The organism is Micromonospora lupini (assembly GCF_026342015.1).
Taxonomy (GTDB): Bacteria; Actinomycetota; Actinomycetes; order Mycobacteriales; family Micromonosporaceae; genus Micromonospora; species Micromonospora lupini_B.
This window is the reverse complement of record NZ_JAPENL010000002.1, coordinates 1,293,977-1,311,607: the sequence shown is the minus strand read 5'-3', so window position 1 is coordinate 1,311,607 and position 17,631 is coordinate 1,293,977. Positions and strand designations below refer to the sequence as shown.

Here is a 17,631-nt window from a genome sequence, read left to right as displayed (position 1 = left end):
CGCCACGCCGGCCGCCTTCCGCCACGCGCGGACGTGACGTCCGCTATGCCGAGCGCAACTCGACGAGACTGATCTGCGGCTTGGCGCCCACTCGCACGGGCGGGCCCCAGAAACCGGCGCCGTTGGTCACGTAGACCTTCGTGCCGTCGACCTCGCCGAGGCCGCTGACCACCGGCTGCGCCAGGCCGACGACCAGGTTGAACGGCACCACCTGCCCACCGTGGGTGTGCCCGGAGAGTTGCAGGTCGACGCCGTAACGGGCCGCCTGCTTCGCGGCGAGTGGCTGGTGCGCGAGCAGGACGACCGGGCGGCTCGGATCGCGGTCACCGAGGGCGGCGGCGAAGTCCGGCCCGGCGGCGAGGCCGGTGCCCGCGGGGTCCGCGTCCAGGTCGTTCACGCCGGCCAGGTCGAGCACGCCGCCCCGGGCCTGGATCTCCTGCCGACGGTTCTGCAGCACCCGCAGGCCGAGACGGTCCACCTCCTGGACCCACTCCTCCACCCCTGAGTAGTACTCGTGGTTGCCGGTGACGAAGAAGTTGCCGTACCGGGAGCGCAGGTCACGCAGCGGCGCGGCGGCCGGGCCCAGCTCGGCGACCGAGCCGTCGACCAGGTCACCGACGACGGCGACCAGGTCCGCGTCGAGACGGTTGATGGCGGCGACGATCCGCTCGGTGTGCGCACGCCCGCGGAGCGGGCCGAGGTGGATGTCCGAGACGGTGGCGATGCGCAGACCGTCCATGCTGCGCGGAAGCTTGCGCAGCGGGATCTGCACCCGGTCGAGTTGGGGCGGGCCGAGAGCCGTGCGGACGCCGTACCCCGTGATGCCGGTGGCGGTGAGGCCGGCGAAGATGGCGGCTCCGCGGGCCAGCAGCAGGCGGCGGGCCGGGTCGTGGTCCGGCGCCGTGACGGCGCCGGTGGCCGGCGGATCGGCGGGCCCGGCCGCCCCGACCAGCGCCGGCTCGGGCGCGGCGGTGGTCGGCTCGGCGGCGGTCACCCGGCGGCGCAGCACCAGCCGGGCGACGAGCATCGGCACTTCCAGCACGACGAGCGTGACCAGCAGGTAGAACATCACCGCGAGCCACAGGTAGCCGGGCCAGGCCAGCCAGTAGAGGCCGGCCTGCGTGCCGACGAGGGTGGCCGGCACGAGCACCGCCAGCACCAGGGCGGCGATCCCGCCGGCCCGCCGCCAGCGACCCGGCGTGGTGGTGTCCCGGATGAGGCGCTTCCACAGGTACAGGTGGATGAGACCGGTGACCAGCGCCAGGACGCCCATGAACCCCAGAACCGCCAACATGTGTGTGCCCCCCTCAGCCGCCCGCGAACGGGGGCAGGACATCGATCGTGGCCCCGCCCGGCAGGGGTGCCCGACGATCATGACAGGCGACGCCGTCCACGAGGAAACTGGCCACCCGCAGCACGGCGGCGAGCCGGACGCCGTGCCTCTGGCCCAACTCGGTGGTGAGGTCGTCGAGTGACCGGCCGGCGGGGGTGACCTCCTCGGCGCGGCCGGCAGCGGCGCGCGCACCGGCGAAGTAGCGGACGGTGAGCGGTCTCGGCTCCACAGGTCAACCCCCGATCGCGGACATCGGACGGGTCGGCTGAAGGAAGGTGGGGTCGTCGATGCCGTGGCCGGCGCGCTTGCCCCACATCGCGGTGCGCCACCGCTGCGCCACCTCGTCGTCGGTCGCGCCGCCGCGCAGCGCCGCCCGCAGGTCGGACTCCTCCGTGGCGAACAGGCAGGCGCGGATCTGGCCGTCGGCGGTGAGCCGCGTGCGGTCGCAGTCGCCGCAGAAGGGCCGGGTCACGCTGGCGATCACGCCGACGCGGGCCGGGCCGCCGTCGACCAACCACGTCTCGGCCGGCGCCGCGCCGCGCTCGGTCGGGTCAGGACTGAGATCGAACCGGGTACGCAGGGAGGCCAGGATCTCCTCGGCGATGACCATCGTGCTCCGGTCCCAGCCGTGCTGCGCGTCCAGCGGCATCTGCTCGATGATCCGCAGTTGGTAGCCGTGGTCGAGCGCGAAGCGGAGCAGGGCCGGCGCCTCGTCCTCGTTGACGCCGCGCATCAACACGGAATTGATCTTCACGGGGTCGAGCCCGGCGGCGGCCGCCCCGGCGAGCCCCGCGAGCACCGCGTCGAGGCGGGGACGGCGGGTGAGCTGCGTGAACCGGGCCGGGTCCAACGTGTCCAGCGAGACGTTCACCCGGTCCAGGCCGGCCGTGCGCAGCGCGGGCGCCAGCCGGTCCAGACCGATGCCGTTCGTGGTGAGCGAGATCCGCGGGCGGGGGTCGAGCGCGGCGACAGCTGTCACGATGCCCAGCAAGCCGGGCCGGATCAGCGGCTCGCCGCCGGTGAACCGCACCTCGGTCACGCCGAGCCGCTCGACGGCCACCCTGACCAGCCGGACGATCTCCTCGTCGGTGAGCAGCTCCGGGCCGGCCAACCAGGGCAACCCCTCGGCCGGCATGCAGTACGTGCACCGCAGGTTGCACTTGTCGGTGAGGGACACGCGCAGGTCCCGCGCGACACGGCCGTACCGGTCGACGAGGACGCCGTCGGTCCGTGGGGCGACACTCACCGGTCGACCGTAGCGCGCTCGACGCTGCCCAGGGCGGCTCGGGCGAGTTCGACGACCGCATCGCGGTAGACCTGGCCGAACAGCGCGGTGTGCACGAGCAGCAGATTCAGTTGGTGCAGCGGCACCCGCTCGCGCCAACCGTCGGAGAGCGGCCAGCTCTCCCGGTAGGCGGCCAGCACCCGGTCCAGGTGCGCGACGCCGCCGAAGAGCGCCAGTTGGGCGAGATCGGTCTCGCGGTGCCCGCCGTGCGCCGCCGGATCGATCAGCCAGGCCCGCTCGTCGACACCCCACAGCACGTTGCCCGGCCACAGGTCGCCGTGGACCCGGGCCGGTGGCTCGTCCCCGCCGAACTCGCCGACCCGGTCGATCACCTGCTCGACAAGCGCGGCGTCGGCGCTTGTCAACGCGCCGCCGTCGACCGACAGCCGCAGGTAGGGGGCGAGTCGACGCTTGGCGAACCACGTCGACCAGGGACCGTCGTCGAGGGTGTTGTCCTGCTCAAGGGCGCCGATGAAGCCGGCCCAGGCCGCACCGAAGGCCGGCGCACCGGCCCGGTGCAGGCCGGCAAGCTCCCGACCGAAGCGTTCGGCAGCCTCCGGCGTCGGCTCGCCGGGCTCCACCCAGTCGAGCGCCAGCAGGTCGGGCAACGCCACGATCACCTCGGGTACGCCGATCGCGTCGGCCTCCCGCAGCCAGCGCAGCCCGGCGGCCTCGGCGGCGAAGAAGCCCTCGGGCGCCGGCCGGTCGGCCCGCTCCGGCCAGGACTTGGCGAAGACCGAGTGACCGTCGTCAAGGGTGAGCCGGGCGGCGGCGCAGATGTTCCCCCCGGCGACAGGCGTCTCGCGGAGTCGCTGATGGGTCCGGAACGTCGGCAGGTGTGCCGGGTGCGCGCGCAGGTACGCCAGGTCCATCAGCGCACGGTAGCCGCTGGGCATGACACCGCAGTGTCGTGTGCGCACATCGAAACTCGTCCACCTGCATGAATACGCTCAGTCACTGTGGATAAGCCGCGTGTCATCCACAGGGGCGGCGCGGCCGGGTGGGCTCGCCGCAGGCTGCCGGCATGACCTCGACCGAACGTGCGAAGCTCTCCGTCCGCTCACCCGCCGACCTGCTCGCCGCCGTGCCGTACCTGCTCGGGTTCCATCCCGCCGACAGCGTGGTCGCGGTGGCCCTGCGCGGCCGGCAGATCATCTTCGCCGCCCGCGCCGACCTGCCTGATCCGTCCACGGACCCGGTCGACAGCGCCCGACACCTGGCAGGGGTGATCCAGCGGCAGGGCGCGGATGCCGCCACCGTCGTGGGCTACGGGCCACCCGACCGGGTGACGCCGAGCGTGGACGCGGTACGCGCCGCCCTCACCGGCGTCGGCCTGGAGGTGCTCGACGCGCTGCGGGTGACCGATTGCCGCTGGTGGTCCTACCTGTGCGCCGAGGCGGACTGCTGCCCACCCGAGGGTCGGCGCTACGACCCGACGGCCAACCCGGTGACCGCGTCTGCCGTGTTCGCCGGTCAGGTCGCGCTCCCCGACCGGGCGGCCCTCGCGGCGCAGGTGGCGCCGGTGGACGGCGCGGCCCGCGACGCGCTGCACGCGGCCACCGTGCAGGCCGAGCGGCGCCTGGTCGAGCTGCTCGAGCAGGCGCCCGACGGCGACCTGCTCGGCGGGCGGGCACTGCGCTCCGCCGGGGTGGCGGCGGTCCGTGAGGCGCAACGCCGGCAGCGGCGCGGTGAGCGGCTCGACGACGACGAGGTGGCCTGGTTGAGCCTGCTGCTGAGCCACCTGCCGGTGCGTGACCACGCCTGGGAGCGCACCGACGGTCGTGACCGGGACATCGCCCTCTGGACCGACGTGCTGCGCCGGGCCGAGCCGGAGCTGACCGCGGCCCCGGGCGCGTTGTTGGCGTTCGCGGCCTGGCGGGCGGGGCAGGGGGCGCTGGCGGCGGTCGCGCTGGAGCGCACGCTGAGCCTGCACCCCGACTACTCGCTGGCCCTGCTCCTGGACGACCTGCTCCGGCGCGGTGTGCCCCCGTCCGAGCTGGACGGCTGGCCGTCGGTAGGGATGCCTGGCGTGGTCCGGCCACGGAAGCGGAGCCGACGTGGCCGCCGCTGACGGGTCCCGCCGAGCGCGCGGTAACACCGTTGGTGCTACCGGAATTGATAGGCTGGCGGATGTGACAGTGAAGCGCTCCGTGAGCCTCCCCGACGACGTCGCGGACTGGCTCGACCAGCAGCCAAACGTCTCGGCCGCCATCACTGCCGCGGTACGGGTCCAGATGGCCCGTGCGCACCTCGACGAGGTGCTGCGGCGAGCTGGCATCGAGGTGACCGAGGCGGGCCGGGCGCGGTGGCGGGAGCGCCTGGCGGCACCCATTCCGGCGGACGCGTTGGTCGAGGGACGCCGGATGTTGGGACGCGAAGGATGAGTGATCGGATCGCTGTCGTGTTCGACGCGTCGGCGGTGACGGCCTACATCGAGGGCAACGTCTCGGTGGGGGAACTGATGCTGGAGGTTGCCGACGAGGGTCGGCAGGTGGCCATCCCCGCGACCTGCCTGGCGGTCGCCTTCGCGAGCGTGGCCGACGAGATCGATGCCGCGCTACTGGCACTGATGATGACTGCCCCGATGATCCGCATCCTGCCGCTCGGCGCCGAGGACGTGCGAGACACCGGCAAGCTGGCCCGCGCCGTAGACGGAGACATCTCATCCGGCCATGCCGCCCGTGCGGCTCTCATCCACGAGGCGCACTACGCGACAGCGCACCCCAAGGCGGCGGCGAGAGGGCTCCCCACCAACTGGAGCATCCTCGAGTTGGCCCGAGGTGTGCCGGGGTGACCGTTACCCTGTCGGCAGCCTGACGCCGACGCCTTCGCTGCCGCGTGCTGATCAGGGTGTCGAGAGCGGTAGGCGCACGGCCGGCGGCAGTGGCGCCCGCGCCGAACTTGTCTGGAACGACTGGATCATGAATGCCGCGAAACGACGGGCGGCTGCCAATCGTCTGGCGGCTGACTCGGCTCGTATGCCTTCGTTGGCCATCAGCGCCAGGATGAGGTCATCCAGGACGAAGTCGTCCCGAAGCTCTCCCGTCGCTCGCGCGCGGTCGACGAGTTCGGCCAGCATGCGCAGTGTTCGGGTGCGATCGGCGGTGAAGCCGGCTTCCTGGGGAAGCTGGCTGATGAAGGCGCGGGCGAAGCCTCGATCGTGGGCATGCGTCTCCATGAGCTTCTCCACCACCAGGCGGAAGCCCAGCCAGGCGTCGGGCTGAGCGAGGCCGTCCTCGACGATCGCCGAGCAGACGGTCATCTGTTCGGCGAACGCCTCGGCGAGCAGTGCGTCCTTGGTGGGGAAGTGCCGGTAGATCGTGGCGACGCCGAGCTGTGCGCGCCGTGCGATCTCCCGGATCGGCACGTCGAGGCCGTTGGTCGCGAACGCCAGGCGAGCGACGGCCAGGATGCGCTCCCGGTTGTCGCGCGCATCCGACCGCTGAACCTGTCTCACTTCGGCCGTCACCGGTCTCACTTTAGCTAACCGGACGGGGTGCTCCGTTACGGTTCGGCCCATGAGAGCTGTCGTGTTCGCCGAATTCGGGCCGCCCAACGTTGTGCACGTCGCCGAGGTCGCAGCCCCGCACGCTGGGCCGGGTCAGGTCCGCATCGCCGTCCGGGCATCAGGGGTCTCGACGGGGGAGGTGCTCATCCGGTCCGGCAAGCTGGCCGACATGGTCCCCGTGACGTTCCCGTGCCGGACCGGTTTCGACGCGGCTGGCGTGGTCGACGAGGTTGGGGACGGCGTCAGGGGCGTCGCCGTCGGCGATCAGGTGTTCGGCATGGCGTCGTCGGCCACGCGTGGCGCCAACGCCGACCGTGTGGTGCTGAGCGCGTGGGCCGGTAAGCCCGCCAACTGGAGTTGGGAGGAGGCGGGCGGTGCCGCCGGCAGCGTCGAGACGGCCACTCGCGTTCTCGACCGGCTCGGGGTCGCGGCGGGGCACGCTGTGCTGGTGCACGGCGCGGCTGGCGCGGTCGGCAGCGTCGCAGTTCAGGTCGCAGCCGCCCGTGGCGCAGTTGTCATCGGCACGGCAAGTGAGCGCAATCATGATTTCCTGCGCTCTCTCGGCGCGGTGCCGACGACGTACGGCCCCGGGTTGCCCGCCCGCATCCGAGGGTTGGCGCCGGACGGGGTCGACGCGGTGTTCGACTGCGCCGGAGGAGCGCTGCCCGACTTGATCGCCATCGCCGGAGACGCGGCACGCGTGGTGACGATCGCCGACTTCGCGGCTGCCGCCCACGGCGTCCACCTGTCGCATGGCGCACCCGCCGACCGGACCGGCAAGGCAGTGGGGTCCGGTGCCGACCCGCTCGCGGTACACGGCCTCGACATCGCGGTGGGCCTCGCCGAATCCGGTCGGTTGCACATTCCCGTCGCCGCCACGTTCCCGCTGACCGAGGCTGCGGCGGCACACGAGTTGAGCGAGGCACGCCATGCGCCAGGAAGGATCGTTCTGGTCAACTGACGCTGTCGCGCGCTGCGGAGATCGCCGCCTGCGCCACGCACCGCCGGCGACCATCGGATCCGTCGGTGACGGAGATCAGGTGGTGACCCGTTCGGGGCGGGTGTAGACATTCATGGTTCGGCCGCGCAGGAAGCCGACAAGCGTCATGCCCGCCTCCTCGGCCAACTCGACGGCGAGGGTGCTCGGCGCGGACACCGCGGCCAGCAGCGGCAGGCCGGCCATCCACGCCTTCTGGGTCAGCTCGAAGCTGGCCCGACCGGACACCAGCAGCACGTGCCCGGTCAGCGGCAGACGGCGTTCCCGCACCGCCCAGCCGATCACCTTGTCCACGGCGTTGTGCCGGCCCACGTCCTCCCGGAGCACCACCAGCTCTCCGGCCGGGCTGAACAGGCCCGCCGCGTGCAGCCCGCCGGTGCGGTCGAAGGCGCGCTGGGCGGCGCGCAACCGGTCGGGCAGCTCGGCGAGGAGGGCGGCCGCCACGGTGAGCGGGTCCGTCCTGACGTCGAACAGCGACCGCGTCCGGATCGCGTCGATGCTCGCCTTGCCGCACACCCCACAGGAACTGGTCGTGTAGAAGTTCCGGGACGGGTCGGTGGTGGGTTCCGGCGCCCCGGGGGCGAGCACCACGTCCACCACGTTGTACGTGTTCGGAGTCTCCGCGCCCGCGCAGAGCTGGGCGGTCAGCACGTCGTCGGTCGACCGGATCAGTCCCTCGGTCAGCAGGAACCCGATCGCCAGGTCCAGATCGTCACCGGGGGTGCGCATGGTGACCGCGAGGGGCTTGCGGCGGCCGGGGCCGGCCGCGCCGACCCGGATCTCCAGCGGCTCCTCCACCGCCAGGGTGTCCGGCCGTCGGACGGCTACGCGTCCGTCGGCCGCCGCGTCCAGGTCGATCCGCAGTACGCCCCGTCGGTCAGTCGCCCGTCCCATCCCGCCATCCTGCACCCCACCCCGGCCCACCCGCACGGCCGCCGGTCATCCGGCACCCGCCAGCGCAGGCCGCCAAGGCATTCGTCGGCGCAGGCCGACCCGGGGTCTCCGGCAGGGCAGGCCGACGCCGGGGCTTTCGGCAGCCAGGCCACCGCCGGGTTCTCCGGCAGCGCAAGCCGGCGCCGCAGGCATCGGGCAGCGTAGGCCGTCGTCGGGCACCCGGCGGCGCGCGCCGCACGGCCGCCGGGACGGCTACCGTGACCGGGTGGGGACGTACGCGGCAGTGGTGCTCGCGGGTGGGGCCGCCCGACGGATGGGCGGGGTGGACAAGCCCGCGCGTCCGGTCGGTGGCCTGTCGATGCGTGACCGGGTGCTGGCCGCCGTGGGCGATGCTGCCCCGCGCGTGCTGGTCGGCCCGGGTGACGGTGTCGCGGACGGTGTGCGGGTCACCCGCGAGGATCCTCCCGGCGGCGGGCCGGTCGCCGCGATGGCGGCCGGGCTGGCACTGCTCGATCCCGACACGACGCTTGTCGCGGTGCTCGCCGCCGACCTCCCACTGCTCACCCGCGCCGCGATCGGCGACCTGCTGACCCACCTCGCCCCGGCCGGCAGCTCGTCACCCGTCACAACGGGAGGCGGCCCTTCGCAGGCCGGCACCGGCCCTTCGCAGGCCGGCACTGGCCCTTCGCAGGCCGGCACTGGCCCTTCGCAGGCCGGCACTGGCCCTTCGCAGGCCGGCACTGGCCCTTCGCAGGCCGGCACTGGCCCTTCGCAGGCCGGCACCGGCCCTGTCGGCCTGGAGCGGCGAATCGACGGGGTGTGCTTCGTCGACGCGGACGGCCGGCGGCAGTCGCTGTGCGGGGTGTGGCGGGTCGCCGCGCTGCGGACCGGGCTGGCCCGGCTGGCCGCCGAGCGGGGCGGCAGCCTGGCCGGTGCTCCGGTACGGGGGCTGTGGGCCGGTCTCGCCGTCCGGGAGGTGCCGTGGGTCGGTGACGGTCCGCCGCCCTGGTTCGACTGCGACACTGACGAGGACGTACGCCGGGCGGAGGAGTGGGTGCGATGACGGTGCTTGACGACTGGGTCACGGCAGCCTGCGCCGAGGTGGGTCTGGATCCGACCGAGGTGCCCGTGTCGGCGGTGCTGGACCTGGCTCGCGATGTCGCCCACCAGGTGCTGCGGCCCGGGGCGCCGGTCACCGCGTACCTCCTCGGGCTGGCCGTCGGCAGGGGTGCCGACCCGGCGGACGCCGCGGCCCGGCTGAGCGCTCTCGCCGCCGACTGGCCGGTCCGGCTGGGCGCTGACCCCGACGATCCCACCGCCCCGTCCGACGATCCCACCGCCTGACCTGCCCCGCCGCGGTCCCCGTGACCCAGCCGTCCCCATCCAGCCGTCCCCACAGCGAGGGGACGGCTGCCGGCCGGCCGGTGTCCGATCCCGGTCCGGGCTGATTCGACGCCCGGACGGCGTGAGTAGGGTGATCGTGACGGACGGAGGCGATCATGACGGCTGACCACCCCTCGGCGCCGGACGGTGAGCCCGACGGCACATCCGAGCCGGCGGAGTCGATCCTGCTCGACGAGCCCAGCACCACCGACCTGCGCGCCAAGGTGACGGAGGCGTGGCGGGAGTTCGCCCGGATGCTCGCCCTGCGGCTGCGAGAGCTGCCCGCCGGCGCGCACCTCGAACTGACCCTCGACCCCACCGCCTCCGGTACGGGGGATGCCGTCTACTCGATAAGCGTCGACGTGACAGGCGACGGCGGGCTCTCCGCTCGGGCCGTCGGCAACGCCGCCCTGCCGCAGGGCTACCGGTTGGACCGTGCCGCGGTGGCGGACATGGTGGCGCTGGGCTGGTCCCCGCCCGGTGTGGTGGCCGGCTCCGGCGGCTCGTTCGGGCTTGACGGTACGACGGCGGAGGCCGCCCGGATCGCCCCGCTGCTGTCCCGCACGCTGCGCGACGTGTACGGCGCCCCGCACCCGGCCTTCCTCGTGTACGTGGTCAACGACGCCGAGGGCGAGCCGTTGACTGTGGAGCCGTTGGGCACCGCGCGCAGCGAGTTCGGGCCGGACTCCGACGTCGAGGGCGACCTGGAGGAGGCGCTGGCCGAGGCGGCCGCCGCGCAGACCGAGCGGGATGACGTGCTTGATCTGGCGGACCGCGTCCGCACTGTGGTGTCCACGATGTTGAAGTCCGACGCCGAGCGGTTGCAGATCGACTCGGACGGGGACATCACCATCCGGGCCGGTTCGGCGATGGTCTTCGTGCGGGTGCGCGACAATCCGCCACTGGTGGACGTCTTCTCCCCGGTGCTCACCGAGGTCGAGCCGACCGAACGGCTCTACGTCAAGCTGTCGGAGCTGACCAACCGGATGCCGATCGGTCGCCTCTACTGCGCCGACGACACGGTCTGGGCGTCCATCCCGGTCTTCGGCCGCAACTTCCAGGCCACCCACCTCATGCTGGCGGTGCAGGTGATGACCGGCCTCGCCGACGAGCTGGACGACCGGCTGCACGGCGAGTTCGGCGGCAAGCGGTTCTTCGGTGAGGGTGACAAGCCGGCCCGGAGCGACGAGTCGGAGCACCGCACCGGCATGTACCTGTAGGGCCGCTAGTCAACGTCCAGCAGGGTCTTGCCGACGGTCGCGCGCGCCTCGATGGCGGCGTGCGCGTCGGCGGCGTGTTCCAGTGGGAAGCGCTGGCCGATCAGCGGCCGGAGTTGGCCGGCCGCCGCGTCCGCCAGCGCCTGGATGGTGTACGCCCGCAGCCGCGCGGGTGGCACGTCCGGCCGGACCAGCGTGACCTGCCGTTCGGCGGCGGCTTCCGGTGCCACCGGGGACCACTCGCCGCTGGCCAGACCGAAGCTGACCATGCGGCCGCCCGGGTCCAGCAGTTCGAACGCCGTCCGGGCGATCGACCCGCCGACGCCGTCGAGGACGACGTCGACCCCACCCGGCGTGTCCCGGATCCGGTCGGCCCAGCCGGGCAGCAGGTAGTCGACAGCCACCTCGGCGCCCAGGTCGGGCAGCAGGTCCACCTTCCGCGGCCCGCCTGCCGCGCCGATCACCCGTGCGCCGGCCCGCGCCGCGAGCTGGACGAGCAGGCTGCCCACGCCACCCGCCGCGGCTTCGACGAGCACGCGGTCACCGGGGCGGACGCCTACCGCGTCGACGAGCATCGCGGCGGTACGTCCGTCGGCCATCATGGCCACTGCCGCGTCAAGGGCCAGCCCGGCCGGCACCTCGATCGGCGCGGACGCGTCCACCACGGCGCGTTCGGCGTACCCGCCGGAGCCGCCGGTGGCGCTGACCACCCGTTGCCCGATGCCGGCGGGGTCGACGTCCGGCCCGACGGCGGCGATCACCCCGCCGACGCCGTTGCCGGGGATCAGCGGTGGAGTGACCCGGAACGGCCCGGGACGCCCGGAGCGCTGCTGCGTCTCGATGAAGGTGATGTTGGCGTGCGCCACGTCGATGAGCACCTGGCCCGGGCCGGGCGTCGGGTCGGGCGCCGGGCCGGGCACCAGCGCCTCGGGACCGCCGAACTCACGTAACCAGATCGCCCGCATGGAGTCCCCCTCGTGTCGTTCCAGGCCGCCATGAGTCCAACACCTGAACCGTGCTTGAGGTCAAGCCCTGGTGGACGGCCCGACGCCGGGCGACTCGACAAGCCGGGACAGCACGATTGTGCTGCGGGTGGACGTCACGAAGGACTCGGCGCGCAGCCGTTCCAGCGCCGCCTCCAGGTGGGCGATGTCGGCGGCCCGCAGATGCACGAGCGCGTCCGCCTCGCCGGAGACGGTGTACGCGCCGACCACCTCGGGGTGCCGGCGGGCGGCCACGCCGATCTGCGCCGGGGTGGTGCGGCCGGCGCAGAACAGCTCGACGAACGCCTCAGTGGTCCAGCCGACGGCCGCCGGGTCCACGACGGCGGTGAATCCCCTGATCACGCCTGTGGAGCGCAATCGGTCCACCCGGCGCTTCACCGCCGGGGCGGAGAGTGACACCCGGGTGCCGATGTCGGCGTACGACGCGCGGGCGTCAGCGACGAGCAACGCAATGATCCGCTGGTCAACGGCGTCTATCTGCAACGTTCCGCCTCTGGGAAGCAATGGTTGTGGCTGTTACCAAAGTTCAACGGTACCTACTGTTGGTGACCGTGAACCAGCAGCGAGTCTCGCGAAAGCGGACATATCTCTTGTGCTCGCCCGAGCACTTCGCGGTCGAGTACGCGATCAATCCGTGGATGGACGTGACCACTCCCGTGGACCGGGAACTGGCCGTCAAGCAGTGGGACCGCCTGCGCGAGACGCTTGTCGGCCTCGGCCACGAGGTGCACCTGCTCACGCCGGAGCCCGGCCTTCCCGACATGGTGTACGCCGCGAACGGTGCCTTCGTGGTCGACGGCAGCGTCTACGGCGCACGCTTCAAGCACGAGCAGCGGGCCGGCGAGGCCGCCGCGCACCACGCGTTCTACGCGGAGCAGGGCTGGCGGTTCGTCGCGCCGAGCGAGACCAACGAGGGTGAGGGTGACTTCGCGTACGTGCCGGAGGCGCACGGCGGGCTCATCCTGGCCGGGCACGGCTTCCGTACCGAGATCGCGGCGCACGCCGAGGCGCAGGAGGTGCTGGGCCGGCCAGTGGTGTCGCTGCGGCTGATCGACCCCCGCTTCTACCACCTGGACGTGGCGCTCGCCGCGCTCGACGACGCGAACGTCGTCTACTTTCCTGGCGCGTTCTCGGCGGCCAGCCAGCGGGTGCTCACCCAACTCTTCCCGGACGCGGTGATCGCCGACGACGAGGATGCGATGGCCTTCGGGCTGAACCTGGTCAGTGACGGCGCGAACGTGGTGCTCAACAGCGAGGCCACCCGACTGGCCGGCAAGCTCAAGGCCGCCGGCTACAACCCGGTGCCGGTCGAGCTGGCCGAGTTGAAGAAGGGCGGCGGCAGCGTGAAGTGCTGCATCGCCGAACTGCGGCACTGACCCGAACACTGCCGCGTACGGCAGGGGCCGGCCTCCCGCGGGAAACCGGCCCCTGCTGCTGCTTCTGGTCGGCGGTTCAGCCGAGCGTGGCCAGCTCGTTGATCAGCACGTTCGACATGACCTGACCGTCGCGTTGGACCTCACGCAGGTACCACTTCTGCTGGGGCGTACGCGGCTGGTTGAACTGCCAGATGCCGCGCGGGCTGTCGATCTGGCCGATCCGGCCGAGCGCCAGGTTGACATCCTGCGGCTTGGGCGACCCACCGCTGAGCTGGATCGCCTGGTCGAGCACCTGCGCCGCGTCGTACGACGCCATGGCGTAGGTCGTCGGCGTGGTCTGGTGCTTCTTGCGGTAGGCGGAGGCGAACACCCGGTTCGACGTGTTGTTGAGGTCTGCCGAGTAGTTCAGCGCGGTCTGGATGCCCAGCGCGTCCCGGTCCAGGCTCTCCAGCACGGTGCCCTCGGTGAGGAAGCCGGGCGCGTAGACGGGGCCGGTGAACTGGTCACGCAGTTGCTTGATGAACTCCACGGCGGCCGAGCCGGCGAAGAAGCAGAAGACGGCTGTCGGCTTCTTGCGCAGCGCCTTCTCGATGTCCGCCACGTAGGTGGCCTTACCCGGGGTCGTGGTCGGGTTGGTGTTGGTCACCGGGTCGGCGATGCGCGGGTCGGAGGTGCCGAACTCCTGTCGGAAGCCCCGCACCACGTCCGGGCTGCCCACGTTCTCCGGCACGATGATCGCGATCCGGCCGTTCGCCGGTAGCTGGTCGCGCAGGTAGCGGCCCAGCGCCCGACCGGCCTCGTCCAGCACGTACGACGTACGCCAGATGTAGACGACGCTCTGCAGGCTGCTCGGCGAGGCGTTCGAGCCGATGAGCGGGACCCGGGCCTCCTCCACGGTGTCGCGGATGCCGACCATCACCGCCGAGTTGACGACGCCGGTGAGCGCCAGCACGTTCTGCTTGAGCAGTTGGTCGACGGCGGCCTTGCCGGTCTTGGCGGTGTCACCCTCGTCGGCGGTCAGCAGCTCGACCGGATGCCCGCCCAGTTGCTGGCCGTGCAGGTCGAGGAAGAGCTGGAAGCCGTTGGTGATGTCGTCACCGATGGACTTGAAGCCGCCGGACTTCGGCGCGATCAGACCGATCTTGATCGGGCTCTTGGGGGCGGCCGGCTTGTCCTCGCTGTCGGAGCCGCACCCGGCGGCGAACCCGGTCGTTCCGAGCGCGGCCAACAGTTGGAGCGCCCGCCTGCGATTCATCTGCGACACCGAGTTCCTTCCAGGAGCGTTGCAGGGCAGGAACACCGCCCCTCCGGCGTTCTACCTGCTTCGCGACGCTGCGTCAATGGCTAGTGATCATCGTGCAGGGACCGCAACACACCGAGGACCCGGGGCCACGTCGAAGACTCCGGGTCGATCAGCCCGAAATGCTCACATCCGGGCAGCTCGACAAGGGAAATATCGGATCCTGCGGCACGAGCCGCCCCGACGAATTCCCGGCTCATCGCCACCGGCACCTGCTGATCCATAGAGCCGTGCACGACTACTGTCCGTGTTCGCATCGGTACCAACGATCGTGGATCGGTCGCCGCGTACCGGTCCGGGAAGTCCAGTGGGCCACCGCCGAGCAGCGCGGCCACCGCACCCGAGTCCAGATCCAGCCGGTACGCCGCCGCGAGATCGGCCACCGGGGCCAGGGCCAGCACCCCGCCCACAGTCGACGGCGCGGTGGCCGCCGCGTACAGCGCCAGATGGCCGCCGGCGGAGTGACCGACGAGGATCGGCGGGGCCCCGCTCACCCGACCGGGCAGCGCCTCGGCGGCCAGCTTGGGCAGCGCCGCGATCCCGGCCAGCGCGTCGGTAAGTGTGCCCGGCCAGCCACCGCCCGGCTGCCCCGTACGCCGGTACTCCACCTGCGCCACCGGGTAGCCCTCGGCGGCGAGCGCGGCGGCCAGCGGCCCCGTGTGCCGGCGGTCGTACTCGGCCCGCCAGAAACCGCCGTGCACCACGACGACGAGCGGCCTGGCCGGGCCGACACCGGCCGGGCGGCGCAGGTCGGCAACCTGTTCCGGGTCGACGCCGTAGGCCACGGTCAGGTCCGGCGCCGGCGCGGGCCGGGTCAGCACGGCACGTGGGTCGGCAGGCATGGCGCGACGGTAGCGCGCCCCGCCCGGGTGGTTCGGCCCAGGGAGTCGGTCCCGGGCAGCATGTGTCGCGCCCACTGGGTAAAGATGGACCCCATGACCGAAGCGCGCTCCGCTGAGCAGAACGACCAGCCCGGCCCCGACGACTCCGGCCACTCCGGCACCGTGGTGGTGGTCGGTCCGGACGGCCGGCCGATGGGCACCATGCAGACCGATGAGGGGCAGGGTGAGGACCCGACCCGCCTGGTCGAGCAGCCGGCCAAGGTGATGCGGATCGGCAGCATGATCAAGCAGTTACTGGAGGAGGTCAAGGCCGCCCCGCTGGACGACGCCAGCCGCAACCGGATGCGCGAGATCCACGAGCGCTCGATCGTCGAGCTCAAGGAGGGCCTCGCCCCTGAGCTGCGCGACGAACTGGAGCGGATCTCGTTGCCCTTCGCGGAGGACAAGGCCCCGAGCGAAGGCGAGCTACGCATCGCGCACGCCCAGCTCGTCGGCTGGCTGGAGGGCCTGTTCCACGGCATCCAGGCGGCCCTGGTCGCCCAGCAGATGGCCGCGCGGGTCCAGTTGGAGCAGATGCGCGGCGGCCGGCAGGCGCTGCCCAGCGGCCCCGGCGGGGTCGTGCCCGGCATGCCGGGTGTCGGCCAGCCGGGCGGCGGTGAGGGCCACAACACCGGTCAGTATCTGTAACCGGCCGGTCAGTCGACCCCGAAGACCTTTTCCAGGTACGCCGCCACGCCGTCCTCGGAGTTCGCCCCGGTCACCTCGTCGGCGACCGCGAGGACGGCGGGGTGCGCGTTTGCCACCGCCACGCCGCGCCCGGCCCAACTCAGCATCGGCACGTCGTTGGGCATGTCGCCGAAGGCCAGCACGTCCGCGGCGGCCACACCGACCCGATCGCAGTACCAGTCGAGCCCGGCCGCCTTGGTCACCCCGGCCGCGGAGATCTCTACCAGCCCCGAGGACGACGAGTGCGTCGCCTCGGCCAACCCCGCCACCGCCGCGCCGATCAGCGCGACGAACGCGTCCGGGTCCTGCTCGCCGGCGCGGGCGAGCAACTTCACCGCGGGAAGCGAGAGCAGCTCCTCCGGCGTCTCGACCGGGCGGATGAGGTCGTGGTCGGCGTCCCAGCGCAGCGGGTAGTGCGCCTCGTGCCGCATCTCCCGGCTGTCCAGGATCTCCACCGCGAAGCTGATCCCGGGCACCTCGGCCCGCAGCCGCTCGGCCACCTCGGCCAGGTGCTGCGGGGCGAGCGGATCGGCCCGCAGCACCTCGTCCCGCACCGGGTCGTAGACCACTGCCCCGTTCGCGCAGACCGCCGGCAGTGGCTCGGCGAGCTGGTCGTACACCATCTGCAGCCAGCGGACCGGACGGCCGGTGACCAGGACGACAGGCGTGCCTCGCGCGGTCAACCGCGCGAGCACGTCTGCGGTGCGTGGGCTGAGCGTGCGGTCGTCGCGGATCAGGGTGCCGTCGATGTCGGTGGCGACCAGCCGAGGGGTGTCTCCCATCACCGGGACAGTAGCCGGTCCAGGTACACCGCCACCCCGTCGTCGTCGTTGCGCAGGGTCACCTCGTCAGCGGCGGCCCGGACGTCGGGGTGCGCGTTGGCCACCGCGACCCGGGACCAGCCGGCCCACTCGAACATCGGAAGGTCGTTGGGCATGTCGCCGAAGACCAGGACGTCGGCGGGGTCGACACCCAGGCTCTGCGCCACCACGGCCAGCCCGGTCGCCTTGTCCACTCCGGGCGGGCAGATCTCGATGAACCCGAGCCCGGCCTGGGTCAGCGTCGCGACCTGCGGCGAGACGATCCGACGGGCCACCGCCAGCAACTCGTCGACGTGGTGGTCGGCGGTCCGGGCGAACGCCTTGATCACGTCGCAGGCGAGGCACTCGGCGCGGCTGCGCGCCTCGAACCGGTCCTGGTAGGGCCAGCTCTCGTGGTAGTCACCCCAGAGCGGGGCGTCGTGCTCGTCGGACGCCTCGACCATCACGGTCAGGGGGCCTACCTCGGCCTCCAGGTCGGCGAGCAGCCGGGCCAGCACCTCGGCGGGCAGCCGCTCGTCGCGGAGCACCACCGGGCCGGTCGGGTCACTCTGGTCGACCACGCGCCCACCGCCGGCCATCACCAGGAAGTCGGCGGCCCGGATGTCGTTGCGGGTCAGCTCGGTCAGTCGGGGGCCCCGGCCGGTCGCGCCGACCACCGGAATTCCGGCGGCCCGCACTCGGTCGAGCACCCCATGGGTGTACGCGGAGACGGTGTCATCGCTGCGGACCAGCGTTCCGTCGAGGTCGGTCGCGATCAGTTTGGGCAGTCCCGGGCGGGTCATCGTTCCTCCTTCGCCCGCCGCCGTCGCACCTGCCAGGTCCCGGCGTGACGGCGGGCAGCAACCGTACCTCGGGAAACAGCCCCCCACCATGGCTTCCAGGCGAATCGAACACCAACTCGCGGGGCGTTCCCCCACCCCCGCGGTCGTGCATTTTCCGGCACCG

21 protein-coding genes are annotated in these 17,631 nt (G+C 72.5%); 9 read left to right on the top strand and 12 right to left on the bottom strand.

What is annotated here, in order from left to right:
- Window positions 1-43 precede the first annotated feature (43 nt).
- Genes OOJ91_RS20975 through OOJ91_RS20960 form a run of 4 tightly spaced genes read right to left on the bottom strand, consistent with a single transcriptional unit; the run spans window position 44 to window position 3,490 of the window.
- Window positions 44-1,294 carry a metallophosphoesterase gene (locus tag OOJ91_RS20975; RefSeq protein ID WP_266247366.1) on the bottom strand — a complete coding sequence of 417 codons (1,251 nt, stop codon included), beginning with the start codon at window positions 1,292-1,294 and terminating at the stop codon, window positions 44-46.
- A 13-nt stretch (window positions 1,295-1,307) separates the two neighbouring features.
- Window positions 1,308-1,562: a MoaD/ThiS family protein gene (locus tag OOJ91_RS20970; protein WP_266247364.1), complete on the bottom strand. Its 255-nt coding sequence runs from the start codon at window positions 1,560-1,562 to the stop codon at window positions 1,308-1,310.
- A 3-nt stretch (window positions 1,563-1,565) separates the two neighbouring features.
- Window positions 1,566-2,579 carry a GTP 3',8-cyclase MoaA gene (moaA, locus tag OOJ91_RS20965; protein ID WP_266247363.1) on the bottom strand — a complete coding sequence of 338 codons (1,014 nt, stop codon included), beginning with the start codon at window positions 2,577-2,579 and terminating at the stop codon, window positions 1,566-1,568.
- A complete protein-coding gene (locus OOJ91_RS20960) occupies window positions 2,576-3,490 on the bottom strand; it encodes a fructosamine kinase family protein (protein ID WP_266249785.1) in 915 nt (304 codons plus the stop codon). Before OOJ91_RS20960 ends, moaA begins: the two co-directional genes overlap by 4 nt.
- Before the next feature lie 152 nt (window positions 3,491-3,642).
- On the opposite strand from OOJ91_RS20960, the gene OOJ91_RS20955 reads away from it, so the two are divergent.
- The 3 genes from OOJ91_RS20955 (at window position 3,643) to OOJ91_RS20945 (ending at window position 5,412) form a co-directional block, all read left to right on the top strand.
- Window positions 3,643-4,689 carry a DUF4192 domain-containing protein gene (locus OOJ91_RS20955; protein WP_266247361.1) on the top strand — a complete coding sequence of 349 codons (1,047 nt, stop codon included), beginning with the start codon at window positions 3,643-3,645 and terminating at the stop codon, window positions 4,687-4,689.
- 61 nt (window positions 4,690-4,750) lie between these two features.
- On the top strand, window positions 4,751-5,002 hold the full coding sequence (locus OOJ91_RS20950; protein ID WP_266247360.1) for a hypothetical protein: 252 nt from the start codon (window positions 4,751-4,753) through the stop codon (window positions 5,000-5,002).
- Window positions 4,999-5,412: a hypothetical protein gene (locus OOJ91_RS20945; RefSeq protein ID WP_266247359.1), complete on the top strand. Its 414-nt coding sequence runs from the start codon at window positions 4,999-5,001 to the stop codon at window positions 5,410-5,412. Before OOJ91_RS20950 ends, OOJ91_RS20945 begins: the two co-directional genes overlap by 4 nt.
- 51 nt (window positions 5,413-5,463) lie before the next feature.
- Here OOJ91_RS20945 and OOJ91_RS20940 read toward each other — a convergent pair whose 3' ends face one another.
- Window positions 5,464-6,087 carry a TetR/AcrR family transcriptional regulator gene (locus OOJ91_RS20940; RefSeq protein WP_266247358.1) on the bottom strand — a complete coding sequence of 208 codons (624 nt, stop codon included), beginning with the start codon at window positions 6,085-6,087 and terminating at the stop codon, window positions 5,464-5,466.
- A gap of 49 nt (window positions 6,088-6,136) precedes the next feature.
- On the opposite strand from OOJ91_RS20940, the gene OOJ91_RS20935 reads away from it, so the two are divergent.
- Window positions 6,137-7,087, top strand: a complete 951-nt coding sequence (locus OOJ91_RS20935; protein WP_266247357.1) for an NADP-dependent oxidoreductase — start codon at window positions 6,137-6,139, stop codon at window positions 7,085-7,087.
- A gap of 75 nt (window positions 7,088-7,162) precedes the next feature.
- Here the strand turns inward: OOJ91_RS20935 and fdhD are convergent, their stop codons facing one another.
- The gene (fdhD, locus tag OOJ91_RS20930; protein WP_266247356.1) at window positions 7,163-8,017 is read right to left on the bottom strand and encodes a formate dehydrogenase accessory sulfurtransferase FdhD; all 855 of its coding nucleotides are present in this window, start codon (window positions 8,015-8,017) and stop codon (window positions 7,163-7,165) included.
- A 265-nt stretch (window positions 8,018-8,282) separates the two neighbouring features.
- On the opposite strand from fdhD, the gene OOJ91_RS20925 reads away from it, so the two are divergent.
- The 3 genes from OOJ91_RS20925 (at window position 8,283) to OOJ91_RS20915 (ending at window position 10,620) form a co-directional block, all read left to right on the top strand.
- Complete coding sequence (locus OOJ91_RS20925) at window positions 8,283-9,080, top strand: molybdenum cofactor guanylyltransferase (protein ID WP_266247353.1); 798 nt, start codon at window positions 8,283-8,285, stop codon at window positions 9,078-9,080.
- Window positions 9,077-9,361: a DUF6457 domain-containing protein gene (locus OOJ91_RS20920; RefSeq protein ID WP_007453777.1), complete on the top strand. Its 285-nt coding sequence runs from the start codon at window positions 9,077-9,079 to the stop codon at window positions 9,359-9,361. Before OOJ91_RS20925 ends, OOJ91_RS20920 begins: the two co-directional genes overlap by 4 nt.
- A 155-nt stretch (window positions 9,362-9,516) precedes the next feature.
- Window positions 9,517-10,620, top strand: coding sequence for a T3SS (YopN, CesT) and YbjN peptide-binding chaperone 1 (locus OOJ91_RS20915; protein WP_266247349.1), 1,104 nt, complete (start codon window positions 9,517-9,519; stop codon window positions 10,618-10,620).
- A 5-nt stretch (window positions 10,621-10,625) separates the two neighbouring features.
- Here OOJ91_RS20915 and OOJ91_RS20910 read toward each other — a convergent pair whose 3' ends face one another.
- Both OOJ91_RS20910 and OOJ91_RS20905 read right to left on the bottom strand, forming a co-directional pair.
- On the bottom strand, window positions 10,626-11,582 hold the full coding sequence (locus OOJ91_RS20910) for a zinc-binding dehydrogenase (RefSeq protein ID WP_266247347.1): 957 nt from the start codon (window positions 11,580-11,582) through the stop codon (window positions 10,626-10,628).
- A 60-nt stretch (window positions 11,583-11,642) separates the two neighbouring features.
- The gene (locus OOJ91_RS20905; protein WP_266247345.1) at window positions 11,643-12,104 is read right to left on the bottom strand and encodes an Lrp/AsnC family transcriptional regulator; all 462 of its coding nucleotides are present in this window, start codon (window positions 12,102-12,104) and stop codon (window positions 11,643-11,645) included.
- Window positions 12,105-12,163: 59 nt separating this feature from the next.
- Here OOJ91_RS20905 and ddaH point away from each other — a divergent pair, with 59 nt between their 5' ends.
- Window positions 12,164-12,997, top strand: a complete 834-nt coding sequence (ddaH, locus tag OOJ91_RS20900) for a dimethylargininase (protein WP_266247343.1) — start codon at window positions 12,164-12,166, stop codon at window positions 12,995-12,997.
- 76 nt (window positions 12,998-13,073) lie between these two features.
- On the opposite strand, the gene OOJ91_RS20895 is transcribed toward ddaH, so the two are convergent.
- Window positions 13,074-14,261 (bottom strand): ABC transporter substrate-binding protein, encoded by a 1,188-nt coding sequence (locus tag OOJ91_RS20895; RefSeq protein WP_266247342.1) that lies wholly within the window; start codon window positions 14,259-14,261, stop codon window positions 13,074-13,076.
- Window positions 14,262-14,341: 80 nt separating this feature from the next.
- The gene (locus OOJ91_RS20890; RefSeq protein ID WP_266247340.1) at window positions 14,342-15,139 is read right to left on the bottom strand and encodes an alpha/beta hydrolase family protein; all 798 of its coding nucleotides are present in this window, start codon (window positions 15,137-15,139) and stop codon (window positions 14,342-14,344) included.
- Between the two features lie 84 nt (window positions 15,140-15,223).
- Here OOJ91_RS20890 and OOJ91_RS20885 point away from each other — a divergent pair, with 84 nt between their 5' ends.
- Window positions 15,224-15,826, top strand: coding sequence for a bacterial proteasome activator family protein (locus tag OOJ91_RS20885; RefSeq protein WP_266247338.1), 603 nt, complete (start codon window positions 15,224-15,226; stop codon window positions 15,824-15,826).
- Window positions 15,827-15,834: 8 nt separating this feature from the next.
- On the opposite strand, the gene OOJ91_RS20880 is transcribed toward OOJ91_RS20885, so the two are convergent.
- Both OOJ91_RS20880 and OOJ91_RS20875 read right to left on the bottom strand, forming a co-directional pair.
- Window positions 15,835-16,647, bottom strand: a complete 813-nt coding sequence (locus OOJ91_RS20880; RefSeq protein ID WP_266247335.1) for an HAD family hydrolase — start codon at window positions 16,645-16,647, stop codon at window positions 15,835-15,837.
- Entirely contained in the window at window positions 16,647-17,468 is an 822-nt protein-coding gene (locus OOJ91_RS20875; RefSeq protein WP_266247334.1) for an HAD family hydrolase, read from the bottom strand. Before OOJ91_RS20875 ends, OOJ91_RS20880 begins: the two co-directional genes overlap by 1 nt.
- Window positions 17,469-17,631 lie beyond the last annotated feature (163 nt).